Genomic DNA, 20003 nt, shown 5'->3' on the forward strand with positions numbered 1-20003 from the left:
CTGCTTCTTGCTCTGGCTTGTTGCCCAATGTTTAGCGCCAACTGACCGTCGCTCACTGGCCAGCGTTGAATGGCTTGGCCGTGCTCTCGCGCAGCACCAGGCTGGGCGTCATTTGCTGGTCTTGGAACGCAGCATCGGGTTGCTCAATGCGCTCAATCAGCATCTGCCCGGCCCGTTGGCCTAGGGCCTTGATGGAATAGCCCACCGTAGTCAGGGCCGGAAAGACATAACGGCACAAATCAATGTCGTCAAAGCCGATGACGGAGAGCTGGCCCGGCACACTCAAGCCGCATTCGGCCGCGGCGCGCAGTGCACCGATGGCCATCAAGTCATTGCTGGCAAAAATGGCGCTGATGACAGGCTCAGTTGACTCGCCCTGCCCTGCACTATCTAGGCCCGATTGCTTGAGCAAGCGGCTGGCGGCCAAAAATCCGCCCTGGCTGCTGAAGTCGGCTTCGACGACCAAGTCTTCATCAGCGGCCAAGCCATGCTCTTGCAAGGCCCGGCGCCAGCCTGCCAAACGCTCACGCGAGACTTCAAATTCAGCCGGGCCGCTGATACATGCCACCCGCTTGTGCCCCAGATCGAGCAAATGCTTGACCGCGTTATAGGCGCCTTGGCTATTGTCGACACTGACCCGGTCGGCGCGGGCGCCCGGCACCAGCCGGTCCACGGTGACGGCGGGCACGCGGGCCATTTTGAAAATGCCGGCCAGCGCCTCGTCGTCGCCGGCTGAGGACAGTAGCAAGCCGTCAACCCGCTTCTCCAACAGCGTGCGCATGTATTGCAACTGGCGCTTGGGGTCGTTATCGGAATTGCACAGAAAGACCGAATAGCCAGCTAGGCGGCAGCTTTCCTCCACCCCGCAAACCAGCTCGGCAAAGAAGGGGTTCTGCACATTGGGCACCAGCACGCCGATGATCTTGGTTTCGCTGGTGCGCAGCGAGCGAGCCACCGCGCTGGGCAGGTAGCCAATCTCTTCCACGGCCTCTTCGACCCGACGACGGGCCTCGGCGCTGACCGGCCGGGTGTTGTTCAACACATGCGACACGGTGGTGAAGGAAACACCGGCACGGGCCGCCACATCTTTGATGGTGCTCAAGAGGCTTACTCAGGTTCGGGTCGAGTGGGCTGGTGGTGAGTGGATTGCGCGCAAAGCTTGCCAAAGTCGCCAAGCGAAAGGCGGCCAAAGGCTGGGAAGACAAAAAATCGCCTACTCAGGCCGGGCAAACGTTTGCTAGCGGGCCGCAGCATAGCCCAAAGCCAGGCCAGTTGACAGCGCAGGGGCACCTAGCCCAAACAAAAAAACCCTCGCCACCACTCCTGCTGGAGTGGTGGCGAGGGTTTGAACGGGAAGTCCGGCGCGCTAAGCAGCGCGCCAAAGCCCCGAACTCAATGCAGAATCAACGCTCGCCGATGGGCTTCACGTTGCGGGCAGCGGAGCCGACGAAGAGCTGACGCGGACGGCCGATCTTGTACTCGGGGTCGCCGATCATTTCGTTCAGCTGGGCAATCCAGCCGACCGTGCGGGCCAGCGAGAAGATGGCCGTGAACAAAGGCACCGGGATGCCGATGGCGCGCTGCACGATGCCGGAGTAGAAGTCCACATTCGGGTAGAGCTTGCGGGCAACGAAGTACTCGTCTTCCAGCGCGATCTTCTCCAACTCCATGGCCAGCTTGAACATCGGGTCGTCATGCAGACCCAGCTCGTCCAGCACCTCATGGCAGGTTTCGCGCATCAGCTTGGCGCGCGGGTCGTAGTTCTTGTAGACACGGTGACCGAAGCCCATCAGCTTGACGCTGCTGTTCTTGTCCTTGACCTGCTTGATGAACTCGCCAATCTTGGCCACGCCGCCGTTGCGCTGGATGTCTTCCAGCATATTCAGCGCTGCCTCGTTGGCGCCGCCGTGAGCCGGGCCCCACAGGCAAGCCACACCTGCGGCGATGGCCGCGAAGGGGTTGGTGCCCGAGGAACCGCACAGGCGCACGGTCGATGTCGACGCGTTTTGCTCGTGGTCGGCATGCAAGATGAAGATACGGTCCATGGCGCGCACCAGCACGTCATTGGGCTTGTAGTCTTCACAAGGCGTGGCGAACATCATGCGCATGAAGTTGCCTGCATAGGACAGGTCATTCTTCGGGTAGATGTAAGGCTGGCCGACGGTGTACTTGTAAGCCATGGCCACCAGGGTGGGCATCTTGGCGATCAAGCGGATGGCGGCGATTTCACGGTGCTCGGGATTATTAATGTCCGTCGAGTCGTGATAGAAGGCCGACATGGCACCGACCAAGCCGGTCATCACGGCCATCGGATGCGCGTCGCGGCGGAAGCCACGCAGGAAGAACTGCATCTGCTCGTTGACCATGGTGTGGTTGGTCACGCGATTGACGAACTCTTCCTTCTGCGAAGGGTTGGGCAACTCTCCGTACAGGAGCAAATAGCAGGTTTCCAGATAGTCGCAGCTGGTGGCCAGTTGCTCAATCGGGTAGCCGCGATACAGCAGCTCGCCCTTATCACCGTCGATATAGGTGATGGTCGAGTTGCACGAGGCAGTCGACAGGAAGCCGGGGTCGTAGGTGAACTTGCCGGTCTGGGCATACAACTTGCGGATGTCGATCACATCCGGACCAATGCTGCCCTTGTAGAGCGGCAGATCCATGGAGGGGCTGCCGTCGGAGAACGACAGGGTGGCTTTGACGTCTGACGGTGTCATGGGCTTTTCCTTTGGCTTCTTGGGGATTCTTAAGAGGTGGTTCTCAGCAGGGCCAGAACCTCGTGCACATCGTCGCGGACCAACTCGCCTTCCGGCTCTTTGCGGCGCAATAGCAAGTCCAGCAAATCGTTGTCGGACAAGTCCATCAGCACGCGCAGCCCCTCGGCCTGAAACTCGGTCAGGCTTTGGGCATATCGGTCAAAAAAACGCTCAATGAAGAGATCGTTCTCCAGCAAGCCACGGCGGCACCGCCAGCGCAGCTTGGACAAGGCGCGCTCATCAATGATGGAGCTGGGTTCAACAGACATAACTGGCTTGGCGATCTTTGTGCACGGCGTCTTGTCTAGGCTCATCAGATGGCGCGACGCACCATCATTTCTTTGATCTTGCCGATGGCCTTGGTCGGGTTCAGACCCTTGGGGCAGACATCGACGCAGTTCATGATGGTGTGGCAGCGGAACAGGCGGTACGGATCTTCCAGGTTGTCCAGACGATCAGCGGTGGCCTCATCGCGGCTGTCAGCGATGAAGCGGTAGGCCTGCAGCAAGCCGGCGGGGCCGACGAACTTGTCAGGGTTCCACCAGAAGCTGGGGCAGCTGGTCGAGCAGCTGGCGCACAAGATGCACTCGTACAGACCGTTCAGCTCATCCCGCTCTTCAGGCGACTGCAGGCGTTCCTTATCGGGCAGCGGCGTGTCGTTGATCAGGTAAGGCTTGATCGAGTTGTACTGCTTGAAGAACTGCGTCATGTCGACGATCAGGTCACGCACCACCGGCAGGCCCGGCAGCGGCTTTAAGACGATCACGCCCGGCAAGGTGCGCATATTGGTCAGGCAGGCCAGACCGTTCTTGCCGTTGATGTTCATCGCGTCGGAGCCGCACACGCCTTCGCGGCAGCTGCGACGGAAGCTCAGCGTCGGATCGGCCGCCTTGAGCTTACCCAGGGCGTCCAGCAACATGCGCTCAGAGCCGTCCAACTCGACCTCGAGGGTCTGCATATAGGGCTTGGCATCCTTGTCCGGGTCGTAGCGGTAGATCTGGAAGGTACGCTTGGTCATTTTCTTAATCCTTGTTCTAGTCAGTTGGTGGCAGCGCGAGGCGCTTGCGGTCTATCGGGCTGCCACTCAAGGCCGTCAGTCCTCAGTCAGTGGGCAAAAGGGCCGGATGCGAACACGCTCGAGGCCCTTTGCCGCAAAGACATCAGAATGTGCGGACCTTTGGTGGAATCGAATCCACCGTCAGCGGCTTGAGCTTGACCGGTTTGTAGTCCAGACGGCTGCCTTCCGAATACCACAGGGTGTGCTTCATCCACTCTTCGTCATTGCGGCCATTCGGGTGAGCCGGCGTATCGCCGTAGTCATCCACCGTGTGGGCACCGCGGCTCTCGCGACGGGCTGCCGCCGAGACGATGGTGGCCTTGGCCACTTCGATCAGGTTCTCGACTTCCAGCGCTTCGATACGGGCCGTGTTGAAGACCTTGGACTTGTCCTTGAGCGTGATGTTGCCCACGCGCTCGGCAATCTCAGCCACCTTGACCACGCCCTCGTCCAGCATCGCTTGGGTGCGGAACACACCGGCGTGACGCTGCATGGCCAAGCGCAGATCGTTGGCAACGTCTTGGGCGTACTCGCCGCTCTGGCTGTTGTCCAGACGGGCGATACGGGCCACGGAGTCCGCCCCTGCATTGGCCGGCAAAGGCTTGTGCTGCTGCGACTTCAGGCCGGACTCGACGATGTGGTTGCCGGCTGCACGGCCGAACACCAGCAAGTCCAGCAGCGAGTTGGTGCCCAGGCGGTTGGCGCCGTGCACGCTGACGCAGGCGCATTCGCCCACGGCATACAAGCCGTTCACCACCGTGTTGGGTTCGCCGTCCTTAGGCACAACAACCTGACCATAGATATTGGTCGGGATGCCACCCATCTGGTAGTGGATGGTCGGCACCACAGGAATCGGTTCCTTGGTGATGTCGACGTTGGCGAAGTTGTGGCCGATCTCGAACACCGAAGGCAGGCGCTTCATGATGGTCTCACCGCCCAAGTGGGTCATGTCCAGCTCGATGTAGTCCTTGTTGGGACCGCAGCCGCGACCTTCCTTGATTTCCTGGTCCATGCAGCGTGACACGAAGTCGCGCGGGGCCAGGTCTTTCAGCGTCGGCGCGTAGCGCTCCATGAAGCGCTCGCCATTGCAATTGCGCAAAATGGCGCCTTCGCCGCGGCAACCTTCGGTCAGCAGCACGCCGGCGTTATGCACACCAGTGGGGTGGAACTGCCAGAACTCCATGTCTTCCAGCGGGATGCCGGCACGAGCTGCCATGCCCAGGCCGTCGCCGGTGTTGATGAAGGCATTGGTGGAGGCGGCAAAGATGCGCCCTGCACCGCCGGTGGCCAGCAGCACGGTCTTGGCTTCCATGATGTGAAGCTCGCCGGTTTCCATTTCCAGCGCGGTCACGCCAACCACATCGCCCGCTTCGTTGCGGATCAGGTCCAGCGCCATCCACTCGACGAAGAACTGCGTCTTAGCCTTGACGTTTTGCTGATACAGCGTGTGCAGCATCGCGTGGCCGGTACGGTCGGCCGCGGCGCAGGCGCGCTGCACCGGCTTTTCACCGTAGTTGGCAGTGTGGCCGCCAAAGGGGCGCTGATAAATCGTGCCGTCGGCATTGCGGTCGAAAGGCATGCCGAAATGCTCAAGCTCGTAAACGACCTTGGGCGCTTCGCGGCACATGAACTCGATGGCGTCTTGGTCGCCCAGCCAGTCAGAACCCTTGACGGTGTCGAAGAAGTGATAGTGCCAGTTGTCCTCAGACATATTGCCCAGCGAGGCGCTCACGCCACCCTGCGCCGCCACAGTGTGCGAGCGGGTCGGGAAGACCTTGCTCAGCACCGCCACGTTCAGGCCGGCCAGCGACAGTTGCAGCGAGGCACGCATGCCAGAGCCGCCCGCGCCGACGATGACCACATCGAACTTGCGCTTAGGAATCGAATTAGTAGTCGCCGCCGTCATCACATTCTCCACAACACTTGAACTGCCCAGCCGGCGCAGCCCAACAACCAAACCAAGGTAAACACATGCAAAGCCAGGCGCAGACCGACGGGCTTCACGTAATCCATCCAAATATCGCGCGTGCCAACCCAAGCGTGGTACGCCAGGGACAAGATGACGACAAAGGTCAGGAACTTCATCCACTGCTGGGCGAAGATGCCGGCCCAGCGGTCATAACCCAGGGCGCCGGGCATCAGGAACTGCGCCAACACCACCACGGTGAACACGGCCATCAACACGGCGGTGACGCGCTGCGCCAGCCAGTCACGCAAGCCGTAATGCGCACCGACCACGGTGCGTTTGCTGCCAAAAGTACTCATAGTTTTTTCTTTCTTTCTCAGTCTTGATCGGCTGACCGAATCAATACAGGCCGAAGAGCTTGGCGCCCAGCAACAGCGTCAGCAGCACGCTCAAAGCCAGCGTCATGACTGCCGTGCTGTGGCCATGCTCCTTGGAGACGCTGTGGGTCGCGTCCATCCAGAGGTGGCGCACACCGGCAATGAAGTGATGCAAATAGCCCCACAACAAAGCCAACACCGTCAGCTTGACGAACCAGGCCGGCACGAAGCCGATACCGGCCACGAAGGCATTGGTGAAGGCGTCGTAAGAGATTTCCGACGTCAAGCTCATGTCGAACATCCAAACGACGAAGGGCAGCAGCAAAAACATCATCAAACCGCTGATCCGGTGCAGGATGGAAACGATGCCTGCCGGCGGCAGCCGGTATGAACTGATCTGACTGATGTGAATATTGCGATAGACCGGTCTGGCCGCTTTAATCTTGGTGGTGTTTGTCATACCTGACCTTGTGTAATCAACGTGAAACTCCCAGAGTTTATTGCAATGCAGCAGACGCTAGGCTTACAGCGCGTGCAAAAGCCCTATGCCGCATTAGTTCAACTCATTGCGATAAAAGTGTGATTCGGTGTGGTAGAGCCCGCGGCGCAACTCCACAGGCCGGTCGCCATAAGTGAAGGACAAGCGCTCCACGCTGAGCAGCGGCGCGCCCACCGGCACTTGCAACAACTCGGCCACCTCGGCATCAGCCGCCAAGGCGCGGATTTTTTCTTGCGCGCGGATCATGTGAACGCCAAACTCGGCCTCAAACAAGCCATAAAAAGGCCCGCGGTATTGATTCAGGCGCTCGGTAGTGAGCCCTTTGAAGAGCTGCCCCGGCAACCAGATGTCATCCAACACCACCGGCCGGCCGGCTGCCTTCAACAAGCGCCGTACCTCCACCATTTGTTCGCCGGCACGCATTTGCAACTGTTTGGCAATGGCGGCGGGCGCGCGCATGCGCTTGCAGTCGAGCAATTGCCGCTCCAAACTGGTTGAGCCCTCGTCCGGCACCAGGCGCAAAAACCGGTACTGCATTTTTTGCTCAGCATGGGTAGTCACAAATGTGCCCTTGCCCTGCCGGCGCACCAAGAGGTTTTCCGACGCCATCTCGTCGATGGCCTTGCGCACCGTGCCTTGGCTCACGCCGAAACGCCCCGCCAAATCCAACTCACTCGGAATCGCCTCGCCGGCCTTCCATTCGCCGCCTTGCAGGCTGGCGATCAACAAGCCCTTGATTTGTGCGTATAGCGGACTAAAAGACGGCCCGGCCAGCGTCGACCCCGCATGGGCGGCGGCAGACTTGACTGCAGAACGGACGGGCGAAGTTGGCATGGGCGGTATTGCAGCACAGGGCGGGGGCCGACGTCCACCCACATCAGCTGCAAAATGCTAGATGTCTTCTATAAGACATAAGACCAGCAGCAAAAACGCAACATCGCGTCATAATCACGTCACCGCACGCACGCGGGTCAGTTCTGTGCAAGGGAATTCCCTTGGACTGGCCTACACTTGCAGGTCAAGCGCTGGCACAGCGAGGGCACCAACAAGCCTCGCCCAGGCAGGAATTTATTGCAGCAGTTTTTTACTACCTTCGGAGCAATCACATGAGCAAGAAACCCGTTCGCGTTGCCGTTACCGGCGCCGCAGGCCAAATTGGCTACGCCCTGCTGTTTCGCATCGCCTCCGGCGAAATGCTGGGCAAGGACCAGCCCGTCATCCTGCAATTGCTGGAGATCCCCGACGAGAAGGCCCAGAACGCGCTGAAGGGCGTGATCATGGAGTTGGAAGACTGCGCCTTCCCGCTGCTGGCCGGCATCGAAGCCCACAGCGACCCAATGACCGCCTTCAAGGACACCGACTACGCCCTGCTGGTTGGCTCGCGTCCCCGCGGCCCTGGCATGGAGCGCTCGGAGCTGCTGGCCATCAACGGCGCCATCTTCACCGCTCAAGGCAAGGCCCTGAACGCTGTTGCTTCGCGCAATGTCAAGGTGCTGGTCGTCGGCAACCCCGCCAACACCAATGCCTACATCGCCATGAAGTCGGCCCCGGATCTGCCGGCCAAGAACTTCACCGCCATGCTGCGCCTGGACCACAACCGCGCCGCTTCGCAAATCGCTGCCAAGACCGGCAAGGCCGTGGCCGAGATCGAGAAATTGGCCGTCTGGGGCAACCACTCGCCCACCATGTACGCTGACTACCGCTTCGCCACCATCGGCGGCGCTTCGGTCAAGGACATGATCAATGACGAGACCTGGAACCGCGAAACCTTCTTGCCCACCGTCGGCAAGCGCGGCGCCGCCATCATCGCCGCTCGCGGCCTGTCGTCGGCTGCTTCGGCTGCCAACGCTGCCATCGACCATATGCGCGACTGGGCCCTGGGCACCAACGGCAAATGGGTCACCATGGGCATTCCTTCGAACGGCGAATACGGCATCCCCAAGGAAGTCATGTTCGGCTACCCCGTGACCTGCGAAGGTGGCGAGTACAAGATCGTCGAAGGTCTGGAAATCGATGCCTTCTCGCAAGAGTGCATCAAGAAGACCCTGGACGAACTGCTGGGCGAGCAAGACGGCGTCAAGCACCTGGTCTGATTCCCTGCAGCCAAAAGATCAAGGCCCTGCCCTCCGCGAGGAAGGCAGGGCCTTTTTACATGCCTGCCACGCCTTGCCCACCACGCCGCAAAGCGCAATGCCGTGGCAATATGCAGCACTGCAAAGAATAGCCATCGTCATCACAACAACCATGCTCCACCCCAAACAAGCGCTTTTCGACACCGACGAACAAACCACCGCACTACCCGTTGTAGATCACTACTGCGGCGTTGAAGTGCGCATGGATAAAAGCCTGGCCCTGCAGGCCGAGATGGGCCCGGTATTCGACATCACGCTGGATCTGGAAGACGGCGCCCCCGTTGGCGCCGAAGCAGAGCAACGCCAGTTGGTGATAGACAAGGCCCTCAGCCCCGCCAACCGCTGGGGCCGCGTGGGCGCGCGCGTCCACCCCTTCGATCACCCCGCCTTCGAGGCCGATGTGGACGCCTTGGTGGGCCAGGCCGGCGAAGCACTCGCCTACCTGATGCTGCCCAAGCCTCGCAACTTTGCCGACTTGAACGCCGCCTGCGCCTTTGTGGACGCCAGCCTGCAACGCCACGGTGTTCGCAAAGCCCTGCCTCTGCATGCACTGATCGAAACCCACGGCGCACTACGCGATGTGCAGGCGATTGCCGCACACCGACGCATCGAGTCGATCTCCTTCGGGCTGATGGATTTTGTCTCTGCCCACCAAGGCGCCATCCCCCGCTCCGGTCTGAGCGCCGAAGGCCAGTTTGACCACCCCCTGATTGCGCGCGCCAAGTTGGAGATTTCCGCTGCTGCCCATGGCCACGGCAAAACACCCTCGCACTGCGTGGTGACCGAGTTCAAGGACAGCGACGCATTGCAAAACGCCGCCACACGCGCCGCGCGCGAGTTCGGCTACACCCGCATGTGGAGCATCCACCCGGCGCAGATTCAAGTCATCCTCGATGCCTTCGCCCCCAGCACCGCCGAGGTGGACGAAGCCATCGAGATCATTTACGCGGCCCAGGCCGCCCAGTGGGCGCCGATCCAGCACCGCAACAATCTGCATGACCGTGCGAGCTACCGCTTCTTCTGGCACGTGCTGGAGCGCGCCCACCGTACAGGCCAGGTCTTACCAGCCGAAGTGCGCCAGGCATTTTTTGCCCCAGCAAGCTCAGCCTCCGCTTGATACATACAGCCAACTGAATGCGGCAAGCCGGTTAGCCCTGCACCCGAACCCGCCTTCTCCACACCTTGATGACTCAAACTCCCATCAGCACTGAACCCTTTGACACAGTTGCTCGGTCAAATGAACCCAGCAAAGAGTGACAATGCGAGGATGAGGACTCGCGTCATGCGCCCTGGCTCCATATTTGCCCGGACGCATGCCGCCCTCCATCCTCCGCACCCTAATTTTTCAAGCCGCGATCTCGCCAACTCATTCGCTCATCCCATCGCCATGAATTCGATTCAATTGAAACGTAGCCTCTTGTCGCTCGCACTGCTGAGCCTGCTGGGCAGCAGCCTGCAAGCCGGCGCCGCCGAGCCCAATGCTGGCGCGCAAAAAGCAGCAACGGCAGCCGCTGCCGCCAAGCCAGCTGCCAAGCCGGCAGCCAAGGCATCCAAAGCCGTGAAGAAAGTCGAAGTCAAGGCCCCCGTCGTCATCCCACTGGCCGAAGCCTCGGCCGAACAACTCGAAGCCGCCAAGCGCGCCTACCTGGGCCGCTACGACTGCGAGTTCAAGCAATCGATCGAGTTGGAGCCGCACGCCACAGCCGCCGGCTATGTGGACGTGAAGTACCTCAAGCAGGTGTACACCATGAAGCCCGTGCTCTCCAGCACCGGTGCGCTGCGCCTGGAAGACGTGACCGGCCGCACGTTGATGATTCAGATCGCCAACAAGTCCATGCTGCTGGACACCCAAGTCGGCCAGCGCATCGTGGATGAATGCCTACACCCCGAGCAGCGCACCCTGATCGATCTGGCCCGCGCCGCCGCCGCTGCCGCTGCCGCCTCCGGCATCGACCTGAGCGCTGTCAACGGCCTGGGCATCACCCCACGGGTCGAGAAGCCTTAATTCCAATTAGGGACCAGCCCCGCCAGCACGAAGCGCTGCGGCGGGGCTTTTTTTCGGCCTAGGCCCAAACATCAAGCCAGGAAAGTATGTAGAATTCATGCATACTTTCTGAGTCATACCAAACCTTTTCACTCCGAACAGGCCCCGCGTGTGACTCACCTCCGAAAGGCTCGCGCATGGAAGCCACTGTTGCTGAACGCGGTCAGATCACACTGCCCAAGGCCGTGCGTGATGCATTGGGCCTGAGCAAGGGCACCACGCTCAAGGTCGAACTGGACGGCTCGCGCATCATCTTGCGCAAGAACGTCGACGACGCCATCTCCCGAGCCCGCGGCCGCTTCAAGCTGCCCGAAGGCACCACCACCGACGATTTGATGCGCGAGCTGCGTGGCCGCGCACCGGGCGACCCGGTCAGCGAGTGATGGCTGCATGATTGCCGTTGACACCTCCGTGCTCATCGACCTGCTGGGCGATGATTCCCGCGCCGACGCGGCCGAGGCAGCTTTGCGCCTGGCCCTGTCCAGCGGCCCGGTGGTCGTCTGCGATGTGGTGGTCAGCGAAGTCACCGCCAGCCTCGGACACGGCTCCGAGGTGATGGATGTGCTGGAAGATATGGGCCTGCGCTTTCTGCCCCTGGACCAACGCTCGGCGATTCGCGCCGGCGAAATGCAAAGAAAATACAAGCTGCGCCAACGCACGAGTGACGCAGCCAAAAACGACCTCGTCAGCGCACGCCGAACCGTGCCTGACTTTCTGGTGGGCGCACATGCCATGCTGCAGTGCGACGCCCTGATCACCCGCGACGACGGATTTTTCCGCGACTATTTCAAAGGGCTCAAGGTCATCACCCCAAGTGCGCCCTGAGCCAAGCCAACAGTCAAACCGTCCAACTATCGTTCATTCAATTTCACCGCCACACCTGGAGTAAAAGCCATGCTGCAAGCCTACCGCCAACATGTCGCCGAGCGCGCTGCCCTGGGCATCCCGCCCCTGGCCCTTTCCGCCGAGCAGACCGCCGCCGTGATCGAGCTGATCAAGACCCCGCCTGCTGGCGAAGGCGAGTTCCTGCTGGACCTGCTGACCCACCGCGTGCCCCCGGGCGTGGACGATGCCGCCAAGGTCAAGGCCAGCTTCCTGGCTGCCGTGGCCCATGGTGACCTGGCTGTGGCCTTGATCAGCAAAACCCGCGCGACTGAGTTGCTGGGCACGATGGTGGGCGGCTACAACGTCAAGCCCCTGATCGACCTGCTGGACGACGCCGAAGTGGCGGGCTCCGCTGCCGCCGCGCTGAAGAAGACGCTGCTGATGTTTGACTTCTTCCACGATGTGGCAGAAAAGGCCAAGGCCGGCAACGCCCACGCCAAGGATGTGATCCAGAGTTGGGCCAATGCTGAGTGGTTCACCAGCCGCCCTGAAGTCGAGAAAAAGATCACCGTGACCGTCTTCAAGGTCACCGGCGAAACCAATACCGACGACCTGTCGCCCGCGCCCGATGCCTGGAGCCGCCCCGACATCCCGCTGCACTACCTGGCCATGCTGAAGAACGCCCGCCCCGGCATCACGCCCGAGGAAGACGGCAAGCGCGGCCCGATGAAGTTCATCGAAGACCTCAAGAGCAAGGGCCATCTGGTGGCTTATGTGGGCGACGTGGTCGGCACCGGCTCTTCGCGCAAATCCGCCACCAACAGCGTGATCTGGGCCACCGGCCAAGACATCCCCTTCGTGCCGAACAAGCGCTTCGGCGGCGTGACGCTGGGCGGCAAGATCGCCCCCATCTTCTTCAACACGCAAGAAGACTCCGGCGCCCTGCCGATCGAAGTGGACGTGAGCGCCTTCGACATGGGCGACGTCATCGACATCTACCCCTACGAGGGCAAGATCGAGAAGGACGGCAAGGTCGCTGCCGAGTTCAAGCTCAAGAGCGATGTGCTGTTTGACGAAGTGCGCGCCGGCGGCCGTATCAACCTGATCATCGGCCGCTCGCTGACCGCCAAGGCACGTGAGTTCCTGGCCCTGCCCGCTGCCACTACCTTCCGCCTGCCCACCCCGCCTGCCGCCACCAAGGCTGGCTTCACGCTGGCACAGAAGATGGTTGGCCGCGCTGTTGGCCTGCCCGAAGGCCAAGGCGTGCGCCCCGGCACTTACTGCGAGCCCAAGATGACCACGGTCGGCTCGCAAGACACCACCGGCCCGATGACCCGCGACGAGCTGAAGGACTTGGCTTGCCTGGGCTTCAGCGCCGACCTGGTGATGCAGAGCTTCTGCCACACCGCGGCCTACCCCAAGCCCGTGGACGTCAAGACTCACCGTGAACTGCCGGCCTTCATCAGCAGCCGCGGCGGCGTGTCACTGCGCCCGGGCGACGGCGTGATCCACAGCTGGTTGAACCGTCTGCTGCTGCCCGACACCGTCGGCACCGGTGGCGACAGCCACACCCGCTTCCCGATCGGTATTTCCTTCCCCGCCGGCTCGGGCCTGGTGGCCTTCGGTGCCGCCACCGGCGTGATGCCGCTGGACATGCCTGAATCGGTGCTGGTGCGCTTCAAGGGCCAGATGCAGCCTGGCATCACCCTGCGTGATCTGGTGCATGCCATCCCGCTGTACGCCATCAAGGCCGGTCTGCTGACCGTGGCCAAGGCCGGCAAGATCAATGCCTTCTCGGGCCGCATCCTGGAAATCGAAGGTCTGCCGGATCTGAAGGTGGAACAAGCGTTTGAGCTTAGCGACGCATCGGCCGAGCGCAGCGCCGCCGGTTGCACGGTCAAGCTGAACCCCGCCCCGATCAAGGAATACCTCACCAGCAATATCGTGCTGATGAAGAACATGATCGCCGACGGCTACGCCGACGCCCGCACCCTGCAGCGCCGTATCGAGAAGGTCGAAGCCTGGTTGGCCAACCCCAACTTGCTGGAAGCCGACAAGGACGCCGAGTACGCCCACGTCATCGAAATCGATCTGGCCGACATCAAGGAACCTATCCTGTGCTGCCCGAACGATCCGGATGATGCCAAGTTCCTGAGCGACGTCGCTGGCACCAAGATCGATGAAGTCTTCATCGGCTCTTGCATGACCAATATCGGCCACTTCCGCGCCGCCTCCAAGCTGCTGGAAGGCCGCCGTGACATCCCCGTCAAGCTGTGGGTGGCCCCGCCAACCAAGATGGACGCCCAAGAGCTGACCAAGGAAGGCCATTACGGCACCTTCGGCGCGGCCGGCGCCCGCATGGAAATGCCTGGCTGCAGCCTGTGCATGGGCAACCAGGCTCAGGTCAAGGAAGGCGCCACCGTGGTGTCCACCAGCACCCGCAACTTCCCCAACCGTCTGGGCAAGAACAGCAATGTCTACTTGGCCTCGGCCGAGTTGGCAGCGATTGCCTCCAAGCTGGGTCGCATTCCTACCGTTGAGGAATACCACGCCGATATGGGCGTCATCAACAAGGACGGCAGCAAGATTTATCAGTACATGAACTTCGACCAGATCGAGGAATACGCTGATGCCGCCAAGGCCGTGACGAACTGAAGTTAACGCTGCGCAGGTTTCGCGCAGCCCGCTTCAACAAGGCCCGCCTGGGAAACCCGGCGGGCCTTGTTTATTGCGGCCAGGGTCAGGTATTGCCGGCCTATACTCGAGCCCGGGTCAGCAGCACACCCAGGCCTTGCCGCACGACGCAGAGCGTCGTGAGCTAAACCTGCTAGTTTTTTGATTCACCAGGCTCGTGTTCACCCGCGTGTGTTCTCGGCTGTAAGTCGGCAAGCCATAGCGCCATCGCCAGATGGTCAAGAGCACGCGTTGTGGAGTTTGATCACCATGCCCCGTGACCGTTTGATTCCCTTGCAGGCCGAAGACATTTCGGCTTTCGCCAAATCACTGCGCCAGCAGCTGAACGCGCACCAAGAAGCCAACGCCGCCCTGCCCGGCCATCTGAGCCTGCTGAATATGCTGGCTCGCGCTGCTGGGTACCGCAATATCCAGTCACTCAAAGCCAGCCAACCCAGCACAAGCCAAGCCGCCAACGCCGCGCAGGCACCAGCAAAGCCACTGCCCCCAGCGCGCGGCCCACGCCACCCGGATTTGAGCGAACTGGCCGACCGCGCCTTGCGCCAGTTCGACCCACAAGGCCGCTTGATGCGCTGGCCCAGCCGCCATCAGGTGCAGCGTTATGCCTTGTGGGGCTTGTGGCTGCATTTCGACAGCCGGCGCCGCTACACCGAGCCCGAGATCAACGAGGTGCTGAACCGCCAGCATTGCTTTGGCGACCACTGCACCCTGCGGCGCGAATTGGTCAATATGAAGCTGCTGGCGCGCAGCGACGGCGGGCGGGAATACCGCAAGCTCGCCGCCCGGCCCGAGGCTGATTTGCTGCCGCTGCTGCGCGAGTTGCGTGAACGCTCCGCCTTGGGCGCTACGGCTGACTGAAGGCGATTAAAGGCTCGCCAGAGTCGGGCTCATTCAGCCGTACGCGCCGTACCCCTCGGCAGGCAGCTCAGCAAGCGCGTGACCAACTCCGGCATTCGATCGGCAGGCACCTGGGCATAGCCCAGCAGCAGGCCGCGCCAGGGCTGGGCGCGCGGCCCGATGCTCAGCAAGCTCAGCGCCGGGGCAATCAAACCCAGCTCTAGAGCGCGGGCGCTGATGGCCACATCGTCCAGGCGCGCATCTTCAAAGCGCAGCGCCAGATGCATGCCTGCCGAGCCGCCGTGCACCGTCGCCACGCTTGCGTCCACACCCGCCGTGAGGGCAGCCACCAGCGCATCGCGGCGCTGCCGGTAGAGCCGGCGCATGCGGCGCAGGTGTAGGCCGAACTGGCCGTTACGCATGAACTCGGCCAGGGCCAATTGGTCGGCCACCCGCCCGCGCGGCGCGGTGCGCGCCAGCAAACGATGCAGGTCAGTACAAAGACCCTCGGGCACCACCATGAAGCCGGTGCGCAGGCCCGGGAACAGGGTTTTGCTGAAGGTGCCGAGGTAGACCACCGGCGCATCGGCTTGCAGGCCTTGCATGGCGGGCAAAGGCGGGCCGTCGTGGCGGAACTCGCTGTCGTAGTCGTCCTCAATGATCAAGGCGCCGTGCGCGCGCGCTTGCTCAATCAGTTCAAGCCGGCGCGCCAAACTCTGCACCGCGCCGGTGGGGTATTGGTGCGAAGGAGTGGTGTAGATCAGGCGCGGGCATTGCTGACGCCAGTCCGCCATGTTCGGCGCAATGCCTTCCTCATCCACTGCCACGCCGATCAGCTTGAGCAGGCCGCCACGCAGCGCCACCGCGGCACCGGCATAGCCGGGGCTTTCCAGCCAGGCCTTGTCGCCGGGGTCGGCAAAAGCACGGGCGCACAAGTCCAGGCTGGCTTGGGTACCGTCAGTGATGAAGATTTGCCGAGGCTCGCAGCGCACACCGCGCGCTAGGCGCAGATGATCGGCAATCGCTTCACGCAGCGCAGCTTCACCGGCCGGATCGGCATAGTTCAGCTGCGCGGGACTCAGGCCGCGCCAAGCCCGCTCCAGGGCACGGCGCCACTGTCGCAGCGGGAAGTCGCTCAGTGCCGGCACCCCAGCCGCAAACGCGCCCACGCCCTCCAGCACCGGCACCGCGTTCAAGGTGGACTGCACCCGCCGCGCCAAGCGGCGCGCCAACACCGGCGCCGCACTGCAGGCCGCCGCCCCGGGGGCGGCGCGGTTCGGCAGCAAACTGGCCACGATGGTGCCGCGCCGGCTGGATTCAATCAGACCTTCCGTGGACAGTTGTTCATAGGCATACAGCACGGTATTGCGGGCCAGCGCCAGCTCTTGCGCCAGCACCCGGCTGGCCGGCAAACGCGTGCCCGGCACCAATTCACCGGCGCGAATGGCCGTGCGCAAGCATTCATGCAAGCGGCGCTGCATGGGCTCGCTGCCAGTAGGCCCCGTGGCGCGCACCTTGGTCTTACGCTCGCCATCACTAAGGCCAGCAAGGCGATTCAATAGCAGTTGAAAGTCCATCATCGAAAAATCTGCATTTGTCGTACCAGCCCAGGTTGAGGCTTGTTTGAACCCTCGGGCGCGCTTGGCTATCAGCGCCAGCACGGCCCTCAGGCCACTCACATTTCCACTGGCCCTAAAAAATAGTCACGTCCTGGACCTTTCCATGGAACCAAGCCAACTCTACATTGACGCATCAACACATCACTTTGTGTTTTCGCCAACCCAATCCAGCCCATCGAAGATGTCCAAGCCAGTTCCCGACCAGCCCCCCAGCCCCCGCACCCGTGTCCGCCGTATCGCCGAGAACGCCGCCTACGATCGCGCCACCTTGCTGGCCATCATTGATGACGCTTATCTCTGCCACATCGCCTTCTCCGACGGCAGCGCCAGCCACTGCATCCCCACCGCCTGCTGGCGTGAAGGTGAGCACCTCTACATCCACGGATCCAACGGCAGCCGCATGCTCAAAGCACTGACCAGCGGCGCTGACATCTGCGTCACCATCACCCACCTCGACGGCTTGGTGCTGGCTCGCGCAGCCTTCAACCATTCCATGAACTACCGCTCCGCCATGATCTATGGCCAGTTTGAGCCCGTCGATGACCCCCAAGCCAAGCGCGACTCGCTGGCCCATTTCATGGACAAATTGGCCCCCGGCCGGCAGGCCCAAATTCGCCCCGGCAACGACAAGGAATTCAACGCCACCACCGTCTTACGCATCAGTCTGGACGAGGCCGCCTGCAAGGTCCGCACCGGCGGCCCGGTGGATGATGAAGAGGACCTCGCCTTGCCCGTGTGGGCCGGCGTGCTGCCGCTCACGCAGCAGCGCGGCGCCCCAATTCAAGACCCGGCTTGCCAGCAGGCCGCACCCGAGCATGTGTTGGTTTGGCAGGCGGGCGGGGCGATCCCAGTCAAATGATCGCTTGAGCCTACGGCCGCTGGCGCAATGAGGCTGGCCGTCTTCATCCAGCGGGCGTTGGCCTCACTCGACAAACAAGAGCGCCGGGCACTCCAGCAAAGCGCGAATCGCCTGAATGAATAGCGCGGCCACCATGCCGTCGACCACCCTGTGATCGAAAGAGGACGACAGATTCATCATCTGCCGCCCCAGCACCTGGCCCTTGACCATCATGGGGCGCTCAACGATGCGGTTGACACCCACAATGGCCACCTCCGGATGATTGATCACCGGCGTGGTCACGATGCCGCCCAGGGCGCCAAGGCTGGTCAGGGTCATCGTGGAGCCAGTCAACTCATCACGGGTGGCGCGGCCACTGCGCGCCACCTCGGCCAAGCGGCGAATCTCCGCCGCCGTCTCCCACAGATTGAGTGTTTGCGCATCACGCAGCACCGGCACCATCAATCCAGCATCGGTCTGCGTCGCCACGCCTAGATGAAGCGCTTGGTAGCGGGTCAGCAGGCCAGCCTCGTCATCAAGCCGAGCATTGACCTGTGGAAACTCACGCAGCGCCAGCGCGATCGCCCGGATCAGCAAGGGCAACAAGGTCAGCTTTCCGCGGCTGTCGGCATAGCGCTGATTCATTTGCTCGCGCAGCGCTTCCAAGTCGGTAACGTCCACCTCCTCCACATAGCTGAAATGCGGAATCCGGCGTTTAGATTCCTGCATCTTCTGCGCAATCTTGCGACGCAGGCCGGTGATCTTGATGGTTTCATCTGCCGCAAGCCCGGCGGGGCTCACGCGAGCAGGTCGCGCTGCGCTGGCCCTGGGTTGAGCAGCCGCCAGCTCCAGGTCGGCATGCATGATGCGCCCGCCCAAACCGCTGGGCAGCACCTGACTAAGTTCCAGGCCCAACTCCCAGGCGCGCCGTCGCACCGACGGTGAGGCGATGGGCTTGTCGATTGCGCCCAACGCTTGAGCTTGGTGCGAAGGAGGGGCGGAGGCTGCCACGCTAGTGGCAGCGGCCACAGGCATGGCCACCTTTGCTTGAGTCGGTATCAAAGCCTGGGCCGGCGAAGATGCTGACGCCGGCACTGCTGCGCCCTTAGTTGATGCAGTTGGCGGCGCTTGGCTTGACTCGCCCGCCCCCTCCACCTCAATGCGAATCAACTCCGAGCCCACCCGCATCACCTCGCCCGCCTCGCCGCCCAGGGCGATCACACGACCATGCACGGGCGAAGGGATTTCAACCGTGGCCTTTTCAGTCATCACATCGGCCAGGATCTGATCCTCGCGAATGTCTTCGCCGACCTGAACTCGCCAGGCCACCAACTCCACTTCGACAATGCCTTCGCCGATGTCTGGCATCTTGATGATGTGTTGTCCCATCATGACTCCATCGCACGTTGCAAGGCAGCGGCCACACGGGCCGGGCCTGGAAAATAGTCCCATTCCTGGGCATGGGGATAAGGCGTGTCCCAACCGGTGACGCGCTCGATCGGCACCTCCAGGTGGTAGAAGCAATGCTCTTGCACCAAGGCCACCAATTCGGCGCCAAAACCGCTGGTTCGGGTGGCCTCGTGAACGACCACGCAGCGACCGGTTTTCTTAACCGAGCGAACAATGGCCGCCAGATCCAATGGCCATATCGCGCGCAGATCGATGATCTCGGCATCGATGCCCGTCTCTTTGGCCGCCGCCTCAGCCACATAGACCATGGTGCCGTAGGTGATCACCGTCAGCTCGCGCCCGGGCCTGAAAACCGTCGCCTGATCCAGCGGCAAGCTGTAATAGCCCTCCGGCACCAGGCCTAAGGGATGGCTGGACCACGGGGTAGATGGTCGTTCATGGTGCCCATCAAATGGGCCGTTATAGAGCCGCTTGGGCTCCAAGAAAATCACCGGGTCATCGCACTCGATGGCCGCGATCAAGAGCCCTTTGGCGTCGTAAGGGTTGGTCGGCATCACCGTCCGCAGGCCGCAGACATGGGTGAAAAGCGCCTCTGGGCTCTGGCTGTGCGTCTGTCCACCATAGATGCCACCGCCGCAGGGCATGCGAATCGTCAGCGGCGCGGTGAAGTCTCCCGCCGAGCGGTAGCGCAGCCGCGCGGCCTCGGACACGATCTGGTCCGAGGCCGGATAGAAATAGTCGGCAAACTGGATCTCGGCCACCGGCCGCAGACCGTAAGCCCCCATGCCCACGGCCACACCGACGATGCCGCCCTCGGAGATCGGTGCGTCAAACACGCGCTGGTCGCCGTACTTGGCCTGCAGGCCATCGGTACAGCGGAATACACCGCCGAAGTAGCCCACGTCCTGACCGAAGATCACCACATTGGGGTCCCGCGCCAGCATCACATCCATGGCCGAGCGCAGGGCCTGGATCATGGTCATGGGCACCGCCTTGTCTTGTGCTTCTTTCT

The 20003-nt window shown here is 62.1% G+C and carries 19 protein-coding genes; 8 read left to right on the top strand and 11 right to left on the bottom strand.

Features of this window, described 5'->3' with window-relative positions:
* Positions 1-52 precede the first annotated feature (52 nt).
* The 8 genes from AABB87_RS07010 to AABB87_RS07045 form a co-directional block, all read right to left on the bottom strand.
* On the bottom strand, positions 53-1102 hold the full coding sequence (locus AABB87_RS07010; protein WP_341970583.1) for a LacI family DNA-binding transcriptional regulator: 1050 nt from the start codon (positions 1100-1102) through the stop codon (positions 53-55).
* A 301-nt stretch (positions 1103-1403) separates the two neighbouring features.
* The gene (gene gltA, locus AABB87_RS07015) at positions 1404-2714 is read right to left on the bottom strand and encodes a citrate synthase (protein WP_058719875.1); all 1311 of its coding nucleotides are present in this window, start codon (positions 2712-2714) and stop codon (positions 1404-1406) included.
* A gap of 29 nt (positions 2715-2743) precedes the next feature.
* Positions 2744-3022, bottom strand: coding sequence for an FAD assembly factor SdhE (locus AABB87_RS07020; protein ID WP_058722202.1), 279 nt, complete (start codon positions 3020-3022; stop codon positions 2744-2746).
* A 44-nt stretch (positions 3023-3066) separates the two neighbouring features.
* On the bottom strand, positions 3067-3771 hold the full coding sequence (locus AABB87_RS07025) for a succinate dehydrogenase iron-sulfur subunit (RefSeq protein WP_058719876.1): 705 nt from the start codon (positions 3769-3771) through the stop codon (positions 3067-3069).
* A 142-nt stretch (positions 3772-3913) separates the two neighbouring features.
* A complete protein-coding gene (gene sdhA / locus AABB87_RS07030) occupies positions 3914-5716 on the bottom strand; it encodes a succinate dehydrogenase flavoprotein subunit (protein ID WP_058719877.1) in 1803 nt (600 codons plus the stop codon).
* The gene (sdhD, locus tag AABB87_RS07035) at positions 5716-6075 is read right to left on the bottom strand and encodes a succinate dehydrogenase, hydrophobic membrane anchor protein (protein ID WP_058719878.1); all 360 of its coding nucleotides are present in this window, start codon (positions 6073-6075) and stop codon (positions 5716-5718) included. The genes sdhA and sdhD overlap by 1 nt, the downstream gene beginning before the upstream one ends.
* 40 nt (positions 6076-6115) lie before the next feature.
* Positions 6116-6553 carry a succinate dehydrogenase, cytochrome b556 subunit gene (gene sdhC, locus AABB87_RS07040; protein WP_341970584.1) on the bottom strand — a complete coding sequence of 146 codons (438 nt, stop codon included), beginning with the start codon at positions 6551-6553 and terminating at the stop codon, positions 6116-6118.
* Positions 6554-6646: 93 nt separating this feature from the next.
* Positions 6647-7426, bottom strand: coding sequence for a GntR family transcriptional regulator (locus tag AABB87_RS07045; protein WP_082679912.1), 780 nt, complete (start codon positions 7424-7426; stop codon positions 6647-6649).
* Positions 7427-7698: 272 nt separating this feature from the next.
* On the opposite strand from AABB87_RS07045, the gene AABB87_RS07050 reads away from it, so the two are divergent.
* The 7 genes from AABB87_RS07050 (at position 7699) to AABB87_RS07080 (ending at position 15145) form a co-directional block, all read left to right on the top strand.
* Positions 7699-8685 (top strand): malate dehydrogenase, encoded by a 987-nt coding sequence (locus tag AABB87_RS07050; RefSeq protein WP_341970585.1) that lies wholly within the window; start codon positions 7699-7701, stop codon positions 8683-8685.
* 151 nt (positions 8686-8836) lie between these two features.
* Complete coding sequence (locus tag AABB87_RS07055) at positions 8837-9841, top strand: HpcH/HpaI aldolase/citrate lyase family protein (protein WP_341970586.1); 1005 nt, start codon at positions 8837-8839, stop codon at positions 9839-9841.
* A 270-nt stretch (positions 9842-10111) separates the two neighbouring features.
* Positions 10112-10729 (top strand): hypothetical protein, encoded by a 618-nt coding sequence (locus AABB87_RS07060; RefSeq protein ID WP_341970587.1) that lies wholly within the window; start codon positions 10112-10114, stop codon positions 10727-10729.
* Positions 10730-10905: 176 nt separating this feature from the next.
* Positions 10906-11151 (top strand): AbrB/MazE/SpoVT family DNA-binding domain-containing protein, encoded by a 246-nt coding sequence (locus AABB87_RS07065; protein ID WP_058719883.1) that lies wholly within the window; start codon positions 10906-10908, stop codon positions 11149-11151.
* A 7-nt stretch (positions 11152-11158) separates the two neighbouring features.
* Positions 11159-11593: a type II toxin-antitoxin system VapC family toxin gene (locus AABB87_RS07070; RefSeq protein WP_341970588.1), complete on the top strand. Its 435-nt coding sequence runs from the start codon at positions 11159-11161 to the stop codon at positions 11591-11593.
* Positions 11594-11662: 69 nt separating this feature from the next.
* Positions 11663-14248 carry a bifunctional aconitate hydratase 2/2-methylisocitrate dehydratase gene (gene acnB / locus AABB87_RS07075; protein WP_341970589.1) on the top strand — a complete coding sequence of 862 codons (2586 nt, stop codon included), beginning with the start codon at positions 11663-11665 and terminating at the stop codon, positions 14246-14248.
* Positions 14249-14536: 288 nt separating this feature from the next.
* Entirely contained in the window at positions 14537-15145 is a 609-nt protein-coding gene (locus AABB87_RS07080; RefSeq protein WP_341970590.1) for a DUF2087 domain-containing protein, read from the top strand.
* A 29-nt stretch (positions 15146-15174) separates the two neighbouring features.
* Here AABB87_RS07080 and pdxR read toward each other — a convergent pair whose 3' ends face one another.
* Positions 15175-16701 (bottom strand): MocR-like pyridoxine biosynthesis transcription factor PdxR, encoded by a 1527-nt coding sequence (pdxR, locus tag AABB87_RS07085; protein ID WP_445944840.1) that lies wholly within the window; start codon positions 16699-16701, stop codon positions 15175-15177.
* Between the two features lie 223 nt (positions 16702-16924).
* Between pdxR and AABB87_RS07090 the strand changes: the two genes are divergently transcribed.
* The gene (locus AABB87_RS07090; protein ID WP_341970592.1) at positions 16925-17602 is read left to right on the top strand and encodes a pyridoxamine 5'-phosphate oxidase family protein; all 678 of its coding nucleotides are present in this window, start codon (positions 16925-16927) and stop codon (positions 17600-17602) included.
* Positions 17603-17665: 63 nt separating this feature from the next.
* On the opposite strand, the gene AABB87_RS07095 is transcribed toward AABB87_RS07090, so the two are convergent.
* Together AABB87_RS07095 and AABB87_RS07100 are read right to left on the bottom strand one after the other, a co-directional pair.
* Complete coding sequence (locus AABB87_RS07095; RefSeq protein WP_341970625.1) at positions 17666-18970, bottom strand: dihydrolipoamide acetyltransferase family protein; 1305 nt, start codon at positions 18968-18970, stop codon at positions 17666-17668.
* Complete coding sequence (locus AABB87_RS07100; RefSeq protein WP_341970626.1) at positions 18970-19974, bottom strand: alpha-ketoacid dehydrogenase subunit beta; 1005 nt, start codon at positions 19972-19974, stop codon at positions 18970-18972. The genes AABB87_RS07095 and AABB87_RS07100 overlap by 1 nt, the downstream gene beginning before the upstream one ends.
* Positions 19975-20003: the final 29 nt, after the last annotated feature.

Origin of the sequence: Roseateles sp. PN1, from assembly GCF_038419725.1 — a bacterium.
In the GTDB taxonomy this organism is placed as follows: domain Bacteria; phylum Pseudomonadota; class Gammaproteobacteria; order Burkholderiales; family Burkholderiaceae_C; genus Paucibacter_A.